The sequence below is a fragment of the Streptomyces sp. NBC_00654 genome (genome assembly GCF_026341775.1).
GTDB lineage: Bacteria > Actinomycetota > Actinomycetes > Streptomycetales > Streptomycetaceae > Streptomyces.
The window spans coordinates 22,947-35,982 of record NZ_JAPEOB010000001.1; the positions used below are offsets into that span (position 1 = coordinate 22,947).

At 68.5% G+C, this 13,036-nt stretch carries 13 protein-coding genes, 1 tRNA gene, 1 pseudogene and 1 CRISPR repeat array (1 of these 16 running past the window's edge); of the genes and pseudogenes, 12 read left to right on the plus strand and 3 right to left on the minus strand.

Annotated elements, in window-relative coordinates; genetic code table 11:
- Positions 1-151: 151 nt before the first annotated feature.
- The 3 genes from OHA98_RS00095 to OHA98_RS00105 all read left to right on the plus strand — a co-directional run bounded on the left by OHA98_RS00095 (position 152) and on the right by OHA98_RS00105 (position 3,323).
- On the plus strand, positions 152-676 hold the full coding sequence (locus OHA98_RS00095) for an ATP-binding protein (RefSeq protein WP_266922034.1): 525 nt from the start codon (positions 152-154) through the stop codon (positions 674-676).
- A 281-nt stretch (positions 677-957) separates the two neighbouring features.
- Positions 958-1,629 carry an HhH-GPD-type base excision DNA repair protein gene (locus OHA98_RS00100; RefSeq protein ID WP_266922035.1) on the plus strand — a complete coding sequence of 224 codons (672 nt, stop codon included), beginning with the start codon at positions 958-960 and terminating at the stop codon, positions 1,627-1,629.
- A gap of 176 nt (positions 1,630-1,805) precedes the next feature.
- Entirely contained in the window at positions 1,806-3,323 is a 1,518-nt protein-coding gene (locus tag OHA98_RS00105) for a M28 family metallopeptidase (RefSeq protein ID WP_266922036.1), read from the plus strand.
- A 131-nt stretch (positions 3,324-3,454) separates the two neighbouring features.
- Here OHA98_RS00105 and OHA98_RS00110 read toward each other — a convergent pair.
- Positions 3,455-4,180 (minus strand): annotated as a pseudogene (locus tag OHA98_RS00110) (helicase HerA-like domain-containing protein); the annotation flags it as partial.
- 435 nt (positions 4,181-4,615) lie between these two features.
- Here OHA98_RS00110 and OHA98_RS00115 point away from each other — a divergent pair.
- Together OHA98_RS00115 and OHA98_RS00120 are read left to right on the plus strand one after the other, a co-directional pair.
- Positions 4,616-4,912: a type II toxin-antitoxin system VapB family antitoxin gene (locus OHA98_RS00115; protein WP_073727519.1), complete on the plus strand. Its 297-nt coding sequence runs from the start codon at positions 4,616-4,618 to the stop codon at positions 4,910-4,912.
- A 153-nt stretch (positions 4,913-5,065) separates the two neighbouring features.
- Positions 5,066-5,662: a LytR C-terminal domain-containing protein gene (locus OHA98_RS00120; RefSeq protein ID WP_266927610.1), complete on the plus strand. Its 597-nt coding sequence runs from the start codon at positions 5,066-5,068 to the stop codon at positions 5,660-5,662.
- A 177-nt stretch (positions 5,663-5,839) separates the two neighbouring features.
- Here the strand turns inward: OHA98_RS00120 and upp are convergent, their stop codons facing one another.
- On the minus strand, positions 5,840-6,475 hold the full coding sequence (upp, locus tag OHA98_RS00125) for a uracil phosphoribosyltransferase (RefSeq protein WP_266922037.1): 636 nt from the start codon (positions 6,473-6,475) through the stop codon (positions 5,840-5,842).
- Between the two features lie 101 nt (positions 6,476-6,576).
- On the opposite strand from upp, the gene OHA98_RS00130 reads away from it, so the two are divergent.
- The 5 genes from OHA98_RS00130 to OHA98_RS00150 all read left to right on the plus strand — a co-directional run bounded on the left by OHA98_RS00130 (position 6,577) and on the right by OHA98_RS00150 (position 9,065).
- Positions 6,577-6,849, plus strand: coding sequence for a hypothetical protein (locus tag OHA98_RS00130; protein WP_266922038.1), 273 nt, complete (start codon positions 6,577-6,579; stop codon positions 6,847-6,849).
- A 219-nt stretch (positions 6,850-7,068) separates the two neighbouring features.
- Positions 7,069-7,653 carry a hypothetical protein gene (locus tag OHA98_RS00135; protein ID WP_266927611.1) on the plus strand — a complete coding sequence of 195 codons (585 nt, stop codon included), beginning with the start codon at positions 7,069-7,071 and terminating at the stop codon, positions 7,651-7,653.
- 120 nt (positions 7,654-7,773) lie between these two features.
- Positions 7,774-8,202 carry a tRNA adenosine(34) deaminase TadA gene (gene tadA / locus OHA98_RS00140; RefSeq protein ID WP_266927612.1) on the plus strand — a complete coding sequence of 143 codons (429 nt, stop codon included), beginning with the start codon at positions 7,774-7,776 and terminating at the stop codon, positions 8,200-8,202.
- 45 nt (positions 8,203-8,247) lie between these two features.
- Positions 8,248-8,335: transfer RNA gene (locus OHA98_RS00145), tRNA-Ser, on the plus strand.
- Between the two features lie 499 nt (positions 8,336-8,834).
- Positions 8,835-9,065, plus strand: a complete 231-nt coding sequence (locus tag OHA98_RS00150; RefSeq protein WP_266922039.1) for a hypothetical protein — start codon at positions 8,835-8,837, stop codon at positions 9,063-9,065.
- A 479-nt stretch (positions 9,066-9,544) separates the two neighbouring features.
- On the opposite strand, the gene OHA98_RS00155 is transcribed toward OHA98_RS00150, so the two are convergent.
- The gene (locus OHA98_RS00155) at positions 9,545-9,928 is read right to left on the minus strand and encodes an ATP-binding protein (protein ID WP_266922040.1); all 384 of its coding nucleotides are present in this window, start codon (positions 9,926-9,928) and stop codon (positions 9,545-9,547) included.
- A gap of 285 nt (positions 9,929-10,213) precedes the next feature.
- Here OHA98_RS00155 and OHA98_RS00160 point away from each other — a divergent pair, with 285 nt between their 5' ends.
- On the plus strand, positions 10,214-11,074 hold the full coding sequence (locus OHA98_RS00160) for a helix-turn-helix transcriptional regulator (protein ID WP_266922041.1): 861 nt from the start codon (positions 10,214-10,216) through the stop codon (positions 11,072-11,074).
- On the plus strand, positions 11,071-11,277 hold the full coding sequence (locus tag OHA98_RS00165) for a DUF397 domain-containing protein (RefSeq protein WP_266922042.1): 207 nt from the start codon (positions 11,071-11,073) through the stop codon (positions 11,275-11,277). The genes OHA98_RS00160 and OHA98_RS00165 overlap by 4 nt, the downstream gene beginning before the upstream one ends.
- Positions 11,278-11,466: 189 nt before the next feature.
- Positions 11,467-13,036: a CRISPR direct-repeat array (repeat unit 29 nt; unit sequence GTGGTCCCCGCGCATGCGGGGTTGTTCCC) (it continues 93 nt past the right edge of the window).

Below are 13,036 nucleotides of genomic sequence, written 5' to 3' on the forward strand. Positions count from 1 at the left end.
GCGGCTCTCCGGGAGGGGTACGTCCTGTCGGGAGGGGTACGCCCTGTGCCCCGTTCCGCCAGGACATCGAAACCGTGCTCGCCTCGCGGAGTGCCCGTTCTGTGACGAGATCGGCACCTGCCCGCACCCGCGCACCGCTAGCGTCGGCCCCATGATCGTATGGCTCAACGGCACCCACGGTGCAGGCAAGACGACGACCAGTGCACTCGTGCAGCGGCTGATCCCGGATTCACGGGTGTTCGACGCCGAGAAGGTCGGCGAGACACTCATGGACATCAAGCCCGAGCTGCCCTGGACGGGCAACTTCCAGCACTGGCCGCCGTGGCGACCGCTCGTGGTCGAGACCGCCCGCCACGTACTCGACTACACCGGCGGCACGCTGGTGATTCCGATGACGGTCCTGGTCGAGGAGTACTGGCGCGAGATCAGCACGGGCCTCGCCCAGCACAACATCCCGGTCCGGCACTTCGTCCTCCACGCGGACCAGAAGACCCTTCGCGGACGCATCGCGGGCGACACCGTTCTCGGCCCCGACTCCCCGTTCCGTCTCCACTACCTGGAGCCCTACGCCGAGGCGGCCCGCACGTGGCTGCACAACGAGGCCGAGGTCGTCGACACCACACACCTCACGCCCGACCAGGCCGCCCAGCAGATCGCGGAGGCCGTCAAGGGCTGAGGCGGCCCGGCGCACCCGGAAGGGTGACAGACGCCGACCCGAACGGGAGACGGGAGCAAGGCGGAAAGGGACGGGAGACGAGACGGTTCGCCTCGCCTTCCGTCTCCCGTTCTCGTTCGGTACACCTCTCGTTCTGAACACCTCTCGTCCGGGACACTTCACGTCCGGGACACTTCTCGTCACCCTCGCGCCGCCCCCACCCATCTCACCCATCTCGCCCATCTCGCCCATCAGCAGCAGCTGGACTCGCCGTCCCCTGCCTCTCTCGGGATGATCGAAAGATGACTCGAAGCGAGAACGGCAAGGCCACGACGGTGCGGATCGCCCAGCAGCCCGAAGCGGACGAGCTCCTCGGGCGCAGCCCGCTGGCCGCGCTCGTCGGCATGCTGCTGGACCAGCAGGTACCGATGGAATGGGCGTTCACCGGACCGTTCACGCTGGCACAGCGGATGGGATCGGACGACCTGGACGCCGGGGAGATCGCCGCCTACGACCCCGATGCCTTCACCGAACTCTTCACCGCCAAACCGGCTCTGCACCGCTATCCCGGCTCCATGGCCCAGCGGGTGCAGCAGCTGTGCCAGTTCCTGGTGGCGGAGTACGGCGGCGAGGCGACGGCCGTGTGGGCCGACGCCACGACCGGGGACGAGCTGCTGAAACGGCTGAACGCGTTGCCCGGCTACGGCACCCAGAAGGCACAGATCTTCCTGGCGCTGCTCGGCAAGCAGTTCGGTGTACGGCCCACAGGGTGGCGCGAGGCAGCCGGTCCGTACGGCGAGGACGGCTCGCACCGCTCGGTCGCCGACATCACCGGCCCGGATTCGCTCGCCCAGGTGCGCGCGCACAAACAGGAGGCGAAGGCGGCGGCCAAAGCCGCCAAGGCGGCCAGGACACCGAGGACCGCGAAGCCGGCGACGACCGCGAGGACGACGAAGCAGGGCACCAAGAAGTGATCAGGAACCGGTCGCAGGTGGGCCGCTGCCCATGAGGGGCCCCGTATCGAATAACAACTGATCACAAACGGCCACAGCGGTTCACAGAAGTCACCTCACTCGCTAGCTTTCCCAGCACATCCGTTCAGATCGGAAGGACTCCTGTGCACGCAACACGTCGCAGAGCCATCGCGGTTGTGGCTGCCACCGCCCTGGCCACGCCGCTGCTGATGGCCGCGTCCCCGCACCAAGGCCACCCGTCCTCGCACGACCCCGCGAAGGACGCCGCCAAGCTGTCGCGGAAGCTGGTGCAGCGCTCGTCCGCGCAGGACGCGTACCGGCATCTCCAGCAGTTCCAGGCGATAGCCGACTCCGCCGAGGGACACCGTGCCGCAGGTTCGCTGGGGCACGACGCCTCGGCCGCCTACGTCTACCGGCAGCTCCAGAAGGCCGGCTACCAGGTCTCGTACGAGAACTTCGACTTCATCTACACCGAGACCCTCGCCGAGAAGCTCTCCGTGGTCTCCCCCACGCCCCGCGACGTCGACATCAAGGCGATGACGTACACCCCGTCCACCAAGGTCGGCGGCCTCACGGCGGAGCTCGTCGGGGTCCCCGCCGACGAGACCACGGGATGCGAGGCGGGCGACTACGCCTCGGAGACGTTCACCGGCAAGATCGCGCTGATCAAGCGCGGCGGCTGTTCCTTCGCCGAGAAGCAGGCGGCGGCCGCGACGGCGGGCGCGGCCGGTGCGGTCATCTACAACAACACCGCAGGGGTCCTGTCCGGCACCCTCGGCGATGTGCCCTCGGGCAAGATACCCACCGGTGGCCTCACCCAGGCCGAGGGCGAGAAGCTCGTCGCCGATCTGGCCAAGGGTGAGGTGAAGGTCGCCTTCGAGATCCGGGAGTTCCAGGAGGAGCGCTCCACCCGCAACGTCATCGCGGAGACACGCGGCGGAAGCGCGGCGAAGACCGTGATGCTCGGCGCCCACCTGGACTCCGTCACCGAGGGCCCCGGCATCAACGACAACGGCTCCGGCTCGGCCGGCCTCCTCGAAGTCGCCCTGGAACTGGCCAAGTCCAGGAGCAAGCCCGCCAACAAGGTCCGGTTCGCCTGGTGGTCCGCCGAGGAGAACGGCCTCCTGGGCTCGGAGGCGTACGTCGCGGGGCTCACCGAGGCCCAGCGGGCCCAGGTCAAGCTGTACCTCAACTTCGACATGATCGCCTCCCCGAACGGCGCCCAGTTCGTCTTCGACGGCGACAACTCCGACAACGTGGGCGAGGGCCCCGGGCCGGAGGGCTCCGCCCAGCTGGAGCGCGACATCAACGACTTCCTCGACCGCTCCGGCACCCCGCACGAGGGTACGGACTTCACCGGACGCTCCGACTACGGGCCGTTCATCGAGGTCGGCATCCCCTCCGGCGGCACGGACACCGGCGCCGAGGAGATCAAGTCCCCGGCCCAGGCGGAGAAGTTCGGCGGCGAGGCGGGCATCGCGTTCGACCCCTGCTACCACGCGGCCTGTGACGACCTGGAAAACATCGACATGGCGCTGTTCGACTCAAACATCGACGTGATCGCCAACGCCGTCGGCACCTACGCCCACGACATCGGCTCGCTGACCCGCCCGGTCGCCTCCACGCCCACCACGGGCGGCCCCGGCAGCGGCGGCGGCCTGCGCGACGGCCACGCGCACGGAGTCACCGAGTAAACGGAGTCACCGAGCAACACGGCACCTGAACGGCCCGCATGCCCAAGGCGGCCGGCGCACACCGGCGCCGGCCGCCGCTCCCCTCGCCCGTACGACTACCCCGGCGTGCGCTGCCGGACACGGGCCGCCCCTCAGCGCCTGCGGCGCGCCGTACCGAACAGCGACCGTGAGATCTCCCGCCCCAGCTGGGTCCCCACGGACCGCGCCAGGGACTTGAACATCCCGCTGCCCACCACCTGCCCGACCAGCGAGGTGTCCTCCTTGCCGCGCCCGCCGGGCGCACGCTCCGGCGCTTTCACCGCTTCCTCCACCGCCGCCCGGTCAGCCGCCTCCCGAGCCTCACGGGTGTCCTCAGCCCCACGGGCGTCCTCAGCCTCACGGGCCTCCCGGTCCCCCTGTTCCGCACGCTCCGCGCGTTCGGCGGTCTCCGCGCGCTCCGCGAGCCTCTCGTAGGCCGACTCCCGGTCCACGGCCTCGGCGTAACGCCCGTACAGCGACGACCCCTTCACGGCGGCGTCCAGCACGTCCGCCGCCACCGGGCCCATCAGCGACTCCGGCGCCCGCAGCCGGGTCCCGGCGACCGGTGTCGGCGCGCCCTTCTCGCTGAGCACGGTGATCACGGCCTCGCCCGTACCCAGTTGTGTCAGCAGCTCCTCAAGGTCGTACGGCGAGTTCGGAAAGGTCTTCACCGTCGCGCGCAACGCCTTCGCGTCGTCGGGCGTGAACGCGCGCAGAGCGTGCTGCACCCGGCTTCCGAGCTGCCCCAGTACGGGTGCCGGTACGTCCTGCGGGGACTGGGTGACGAAGAAGATCCCGATCCCCTTGGAGCGGATCAGCCGCACGGTCCGGGTGATCGAAACGGGATGCGGATCCGAGCCGCCGGAAGACAGACGCCGTCCCACAGGAGCGCGCCCAGATCGAGGGCGGTGCCGGAAGCGGCGTACCTGGCCGCGATGTCCTGGGCCGACTGCGGCAGCGCACCCGTACCGGCGACTGCACCCGCACCCGCGCCCGTACCCGCACCCGTACCGGCGGCTGCACCCGCGCCGGATCCTGTCCCAGCAGCCGTACTCGTGCCGGAGTCCGTACGCGCACTGGCGCTCGCACTGGCGCCCGCTCCGGCGCCCGCTCCGGTGCTCACACCCGGGGCGGCGCCCGCTTGCCCGCCCGCGTTCGCGCTCCCACTCATGACGACCCCTGTCCCGGTATCACGCGCTATATGGCATTTCGCCCAGCATCGCAGTACCGTTCCCCGGCTGCGCCCGGAGCTCCTTGCCCGGTAGGCTTTCCGTGTGATCTTCAAGCGCATCGGAAATGGGAAGCCATACCCCGACCACGGCCGGGAAAGCACCCGACAGTGGGCGGATGTCGCGCCGCGTCCGGTTCGCCTGGACCAGCTCGTGACGACCAAGGGCCAACTGGACCTGGAGACCCTCCTCGCCGAGGACTCCACGTTCTACGGCGACCTGTTCGCCCATGTCGTGAAGTGGCAGGGCGACCTCTACCTGGAGGACGGTCTGCACCGCGCGGTCCGCGCGGCGCTCCAGCAGCGCCAGGTGCTGCACGCCCGCGTCCTGGAAATGGGCTGACCCACCCGGCTGCCCCCGGAGCGATTGCCCCGGAGCGATTCAGGCCTTTCGGGTGCTTTAGCGCGCATGCGGGTGCCATCGATTGATCATTTAGTACGCATCATCACCAGGTCGCACTACGCTGCGCCCATGAGCATGCTCACTCCCCCCGGCATGGGCGGAAAGTACCGCATCACGGGCGACAAGTACCCACGGATGCGCCGCCCCCGTCACCGCCGCAAGCTCGTCCTCGCGGGCGTCTCCGCCGTGGTGGCCCTCGGCCTGGCCGGCTGGGGCACGCTGCAGCTCATCGACGTCTTCACGGGCGGCGACAAGAAGGCCAGCGCCGCCGATCACAAACGCGAGTGCCCCACCGCGAAGCCGGCGCCGCCCCCGAAGGCGCTGCCGAGACCGGCCGGGATCAAGGTCAACGTCTACAACGCGACGCCGCGCAGCGGTCTCGCCAAGGCGGCCGCGGACGAACTGAAGAAGCGCGGCTTCACCATCGGCAAGGTGGGCAACGCCCCCGCCGCGTACGACAAGAAGGTCCCCGGTCCCGGAGTGCTGCTGGGAGCGCCGACAGCCACGAACGGCACCTTCCCGGTGCTCGGTACGCAACTGCCGGGGACGGTGCAGAAGACCGACGCCCGGAAGTCCGGGGACATCGATCTGATTCTGGGTACGAAGTTCAAGACGTTCAGCACCCCGCAGGCCGCCGCGGCGGCGCTCACGGCACTCTCCAAGCCCGCACCGGCCCCGTCGTCCTGCTGAGACCGCCCCGCGCGCCCGGGGGAACCCGGACAACGGCGTAGCCGCGTCCGGTACGGCGGCCGGGAGCCGCCGTCCGGTCCGCGGGCCGGAGGCCTCGCGGCCGTACGGTGCGTACGCGGTCACCCGGCCATCCGTACGTCCGTACCTCCGTACGTCCGTACGTCCGTACCTCCGCGGCTAGTCCGCCGTGCCGTACATGCGGTCGCCCGCGTCGCCCAGCCCCGGCACGATGTAGCCGTGCTCGTTGAGCCGCTCGTCGATCGAGGCGGTGACGACGGTGACCGGAGTGCCCGCCAGCTCGCGCTCCATGACCTCGACGCCCTCGGGCGCCGCGAGGAGCACGACCGCGGTGACATCGTCCGCACCGCGCTTGATCATTTCCCTGATCGCCGCGACGAGGGTCCCGCCGGTGGCCAGCATCGGGTCCAGGACGTAGACCTGGCGGCCCGAGAGGTCCTCCGGCATCCGGGTCGCGTACGTCTCGGCCTGGAGCGTCTCCTCGTTACGGATCATGCCCAGGAAGCCCACCTCGGCGGTCGGCAGCAGCCGCACCATGCCGTCCAGCATGCCGAGACCGGCGCGCAGGATCGGCACGACCAGGGGCCGCGGGTAGGACAGCTTCACACCCGTCGTCGGCGTCACCGGGGTCTCGATGTCGACCCGGTCGGTGCGCACATCCCTGGTGGCCTCGTAGGCGAGGAGGGTGACCAGCTCGTCGGCGAGCCGCCGGAAGGTCGGGGAGTCGGTGCGCTTGTCGCGCAGCGTGGTGAGTTTGTGCGCCACCAGCGGGTGGTCGACGACGTGGATCCGCATGTGTCAACAGTAACCGCGCCTTCCGGCACTCTGCGCTGGCATCAACCACCTGTTCGGGGGGAAGGTGGGGGCAACGGACCCGGCGTTGGGGTGGTGTGTCGATGCAGGACGGGGAGCGACGGAAGCGGGAACGGCCCCCGCACGAGGTGCCGGAGGCATTCGAGGCACCCTGGCCGGACCTGCCGGGCGACGCGCGCGACGCGCCACCGGACGTACGGGACGCGCAGGAGAGTGACGCTGCCCGGCGCAGACGACGCGCCCAGTTCCTCCGGGAGCTCCACGAGGCCAAACAGCTGCGGGACCGGGTGCAGCCGCGCAGAGCCCGTGCGGCCCGTATGCGCCAACAGATGCGGATGCGTACGTTCCGCTGGTGACCGCCGTGGCGAACGGGTGGTCGGCCCCGCCCCGGATCGCCCAGGTCGGGGACACCGCCGAGCAGGCAGTCCTGGAACTGATGGCCGACTCAACGTCGGAAGAGGTCTCGCGCGGCGCTTGTTTCTGCCACGATGCCGATTGGGCGGGGCTCAGGGCGGACGGATCACCGTCCCTCCTCCCGCCGGACCGATTCACCTATGACCAGTGGGAGAGTCACGGTGTACTTCGCCGCACTGCTCGCGCGCACCGAAGACGGGTGGGAAGCGAGCGATACAGAGCTGGACGATGTGGAGACCCTGTCCGATCTGATGGATCTGGCCCGGGACGCCTCGGTGGACGAGGACACGGTCCTGGTCTTCATCGAGCAGGAGGACGCCTGGTTCGGCGTCATCCGGGTGGACGGTGAGGAGGACCCCCGTATCTACGTATCGGACGCGTCCGCCGCCGCCCGCTCCTCGTACGGGGAGATCCTGCTCACCGACGAACTCCTCGGCCGCGAACCAGGGGCCGAGGACGAGATCGCCGCACTCGAAGAGCTAGTCGACCTCGACGGTACGGAGGACGACGAGCCGGACGGGGCCGGCGGGGCGAGGCGTTCCGTGCCCGCTCCGGCAGCCGGACCCATCGACGCCATCGACCCCGACGACGACCCCGACGCCGTACCGGCGGGGCCGATCGGAGAGCTCGGGATCCTCGCCGACCTCGGGATGTCCGAGAAGGAGCTGCTGACGCTGCGGACCGACGCCCTGGTGGAGATCGCGGACGCGCTGGGAGCGGCCGAGGTCCTGGAGACCGTCCGTTAGGGTCCGCGGGTGACCGCACGACCGCCGAAACCTTCCCCCAAGCCCGCCTCCGATTCCGTACAGGACCCCGTGCAGGGCCCCCCCGTACGAGACCCTGTACGGGATCCGTGGCAGGCACCGATGCGCCGCGCCCTGGCCGAAGCGGCGCAGGCGGCGTCGTCCGGCGATGTGCCGGTCGGCGCCGTCGTCCTCGGCCCGCACGGCACGGTGCTCGCGCTCGGCCACAACGAACGCGAGGCCACCGGCGACCCGACCGCACACGCCGAAATCCTCGCCCTGCGCCGAGCGGCCACGGCCCTGGGCGAATGGCGCCTGACCGACTGCACCCTGGTGGTCACCCTGGAGCCGTGCACCATGTGCGCGGGCGCCCTCGTCCAGTCCCGCGTGGCCCGGGTGGTCTACGGAGCCCGCGACGACAAGGCGGGCGCGGCCGGCTCCCTCTGGGACGTCGTACGCGACCGCCGCCTCAACCACCGCCCGGAGGTCATCCCCGGCGTACTGGAGGAGGAGTGCGCTGCCCAGCTGACGGCCTTCTTCCGCACGCTCTGAGATTGGATTTCGATCCACGGCCCAGGATGGTCTAAGCTCTCTCTCGGTAGCGTGTCCGAGCGGCCGAAGGAGCTCGCCTCGAAAGCGAGTGTGGGGAAACTCACCGAGGGTTCAAATCCCTCCGCTACCGCCATCGACGCCCTCCTGAACTGCGGAAACGCAGATCAGGAGGGCGTTCGCGCACTCCTCAGGTGACGACGGCTGGATAGCCGCTTCAATCCATTCCTCCCCGCTTGAGCGGGGGTGCCCCCTGGGGCGATCCACTCTGCAAGCAGCAACAGCACGGTCCCCGCGTACGCGGGGCTGCTCCTTCATCAGCGGCTGCCGCTCAACTCCTCTAGTCGGGCAGTGCGTCAAGTGGCACCAGCAGACGGCAGCGCCCATAAACCCTTAACTGGGGAGATCCGCTCTGTATGTGATGGCACATTCGAGCAACAAGGGCCCGACGCGCCGCCTCAAGGAAATCACAGATAAAACACCCCGCGAGGCGCATTATTGGGGAAGTCCTCAAAAAAAGCACTCCTTGCAGGTCAGTTGAATTCTGCCCCAATACAGGATCGACCACGGCCTGTTTTAGCGAGTGGACAATATTCAGCACCCTTCAAGGGACTTGAATGCCACTAGGAGCAGGAATGGCCAGGCCGAAATTTGACGTTGAGCAAAGCCCCGACCCCTCCTCCGCCCTCGTTGTCGCACTAGTCTCGGCCGGCCTGGCCACACCGGCCTTCCTCGAACAGTTCGCCCGCACCCCCTGGGCCGGTGGCATCTCAGTGATTGTCGTGATCATCCTGATCGCCCGTGGCCGTCTGCGTCGCTACACCGCCCTCGACGCACGGCTGGCCAGTGACCCCTTGCACACCTAGGCATTCCGACTCCACCCAGCGGTCACTCAGCCAACGCGCACAAGATCTCGGCTAGAAACTTCAGCGAGCGGGCATACATGCCTCGGAACCTTCGCGCGTAATCCTTTTACCACATGAACAGCAGACGCCCCCCAAGTTTTCACGACTTCGGGGGCGCCTTGTTCATCCCTGCCGAAGAAACTCCCTATGCCGACCAAATACACACTTATCTCGGATACACCCGCTGTGTGCTAAAGGCGACCTGGGAGGGGCGGCCTCTCGGCATAGATGGCTTTCCGTGTGTCCAGACCCGTGATCAAGGCCGTCAACTACGGCATCGCCAATCGTGTCCTGGGTCTCATCTGCGACGCACACGATTTCCCGCAAGCGGCTCAGGTAAAGGAAGGGCCGGACCGACGGCACGTCGCACAGCGCTGCGTGGCCGAGCAGCGCCCGATACAGCAGCCCGTCATCGCTCTCCGGCTGCCGCAGCGGCTCGTTCACCACACGACCACCGCCCAGACAATCTTGCCGAACTCACGGTCGTCCACACCCCACTGCGCTGCCAGCGCCTCGACCAGATGCATACCCCTGCCACGGACCCGTTCGTCCGATGCCGGCCTGATGCGCGGCCTCCTGCGACGCGTGTCGTGCACCTCGATACGGCAACTACCCGGCTGAGCACCCACCTTCACCATCAGAGAGTCGCCCGGCTCCGTTCCGTACCGCACGGCGTTGGTCACCAGTTCACTCGCGACGAGTTCGAGGGTTCCGAGCGCGTCCTCGGTGACGAACGGCTCCTGGCAGGCGGTCGCCTCTCTCACATAGCGCCGAGCAGCCCGGACGGACTCGGGCTCGGCGGAGAAGATCGCCTGTTGCGGCACTACAGGCGGGCAGTGGGGCTGGATGGGCGGTAACGCTCGCGGATGCATGGCCATCGTGCGGACCCCTCGCGTATGGGCCGACCAGACGCGCATCGCTCTGTATCGGCACGACTGCAACTCTTCCACCTAGAGTGACGTCCGGCATAACACTGTGCAAGCCATTCACTCGAATGTGCAAATCTGCACCCAGTCGAGAGAGTGGCCGGAAGGAAGAGGTGTTCGAAGGTGACAGCACGGCGGGAAGCGCGGCAGACTGAACGCGGCCAGACAGAGACGGGAGGGTACGTGTCGGCACCGACAGTCAGACGGCGGCAGCTCGGCCGAACCTTGCGTTCGATTCGGGAAAAGCTCGGACTCAAGCAGGAAGAGGCTGCGGAGCGCTCCGGCGGTCGGATTTCGCCCGCCAAGCTCTCCCGTATCGAGACGGCGCGAAATGCAGCGTCGGCCGGCGACGTCGAGGCGCTACTCGACCTTTACGGCGTCACAGAAGCAGACCTCCGCCGCGACATGATTCGCCTCACACGTGAAGGTTCGCAGCGCGGGTGGTGGCAGTCGTACCGGTCGGTTCTGTCGCCGGTGTACGAAGACTTGATCAGCCTCGAAGCGGAGGCAAGCACGATCCGCACGTGGCAGCTCGCGTCCATTCCGGGCTTGTTGCAAACCCCGCAGTACGCGCACGCCGCAATCGCAAGTACCGCCATGTCAAAGGCGATCACTGACCGTGTGCAGGCGTTGGTCGAGGTCAGGCTTGCCCGGCAGTCGGTACTGTCCCGCAGCGATCCGCTGCGCCTACGAGCAATCATCGGCGAGGCTGCTCTCCGCACGCAACTCCCCGACGCCTCTGTGATGTACGACCAGTTGTCGCGCCTCGTGCACTTCGCGTCGATGCCCAATGTCGATGTTCAAGTACTCCCGATCACCGCACCGCTCACAGTCGGACAGACCGGCAGCTTTTCCATCCTCGGATTCGGTGAGCTGGCGGAGCTGAGCGTGGTGCACCTGGAGCAGCTGACCAGCGCCCTCTATGTCGAAGACGCGACGCAGGTGAACACGTATGCCGACGCGCACGAGTCGTTGACCGCCGCTGCGCTGTCGGTCGAGCAGTCACTCGACCTGATCACACATGCAAGGGACCAAAATCCATGACTATCGCCGACTCTTCAACCCTGACCGTGACCTGGTGGAAGTCCAGCGCCTCACACGCTCAGTCCGACTGTGTCGAGTGCGGCGTCATCAGTCCGTCAGCTGTCGCCATCCGCGACAGTAAGTACCCATCCGGACCAGCCCTGCTCTTCAGCTATGAGGCGCTTACGGCGATGGTGGGAGCAGTCGCAACCGGACGCCTGTGACTCAGCTGCTCCTGCCGTGCGTCTGTGCGGTTGGCAACCTGGCACGTGTGCGGACTACCGAGGCGCTTGAGAAGTGCCGGGACGACACACACCAAAGCGCCCCTTAAGTATGGGAAATGCTTCATGCCCGAGCTTTGCAAAGTAAGCAAAAACAGGCCTCTGCCCACCTGAACACGCAGGTCGACGGCTGTGGTCCCCGCGCATGCGGGGTTGTTCCCGGGTTCCGGGACGCGGACTTCGCGGCGCGGCGGTGGTCCCCGCGCATGCGGGGTTGTTCCCGTCACCGTCATCGCGGCCGCCTCCGGCGTCGGGTGGTCCCCGCGCATGCGGGGTTGTTCCCGCGCGCCGCGACCGGGTCGTGCCCCCGCACATGTGGTCCCCGCGCATGCGGGGTTGTTCCCGCCTCCGCCAGGACTCCCAACGAGGCGTACGTGTGGTCCCCGCGCATGCGGGGTTGTTCCCGCGAGAACGCGGGGTTGTTCCCAAGGGGTCGGTCAGCAAGGCAGTGAAGGCGCTGTGGTCCCCGCGCATGCGGGGTTGTTCCCAGCCGAGACGGAACCGGGCGTGCGGGCCCGTCGTGGTCCCCGCGCATGCGGGGTTGTTCCCGAATCCGATCACCTGTGCTGGTCGGCCGAAGAGTGGTCCCCGCGCATGCGGGGTTGTTCCCTGCCCGCTCCCGCGCTTGCTCCTGGCGGCTCGGTGGTCCCCGCGCATGCGGGGTTGTTCCCATCACCATCAGCGGAGCGACCGCCGAGCCAGGCTTGTCGGAGTGGTCCCCGCGCATGCGGGGTTGTTCCCTACCGCTACACCCGCTGCCCCTACTGCGACGGGTGGTCCCCGCGCATGCGGGGTTGTTCCCCGGGAGCTGGTGCCGCTCGGGCTGGTCGACGTGGTGGTCCCCGCGCATGCGGGGTTGTTCCCGCCAGGGACTCTTCTGGGGCCCGCGCGAGAAAGGTGGTCCCCGCGCATGCGGGGTTGTTCCCGGGCGCCGGGTGCTCGCCGTGGGCCGGTTCATCGTGGTCCCCGCGCATGCGGGGTTGTTCCACGCATCCAGTGGTCCATCCGCGCGTACATCTTGTGGTCCCCGCGCATGCGGGGTTGTTCCCAGATCGTGGCAGGCACGACCGCCGCGACTCGGGTGGTCCCCGCGCATGCGGGGTTGTTCCCGGCCCTTCGGGCGGGGTCAGATCGACGGCGTCGTGGTCCCCGCGCATGCGGGGTTGTTCCCCGTGCCGTACTTCTGCCGCTCGAAGTGCCTCAGTGGTCCCCGCGCATGCGGGGTTGTTCCCGCGGGTGAAGAGGCTCAGGCGGCCCGGTACCTGTGGTCCCCGCGCATGCGGGGTTGTTCCTCCGCCGGCGGATCGGGACGGCGCCGCCGGAGAGGTGGTCCCCGCGCATGCGGGGTTGTTCCCTCCTGGACGTCCTCCGGGGTCACCCGGAGGGGGTGGTCCCCGCGCATGCGGGGTTGTTCCCCTCAACGATTCGTATGTGGCCCTGTCCCTCGTGGTGGTCCCCGCGCATGCGGGGTTGTTCCCTCGCGGCCAGTACGCGGCGCGAGGCGCGGCAGGTGGTCCCCGCGCATGCGGGGTTGTTCCCCTCCTGGCCCGACCTGATATGACCGAAATTCCGTGGTCCCCGCGCATGCGGGGTTGTTCCCGGTCGGGATGGCGGCCGGACCGTGATCGGCGGTCCCGATACGGGGTGGTCCCCGCGCATGCGGGGTTGTTCCCCCGGTCCATCTGGTCAGTCCGGTCCCGGC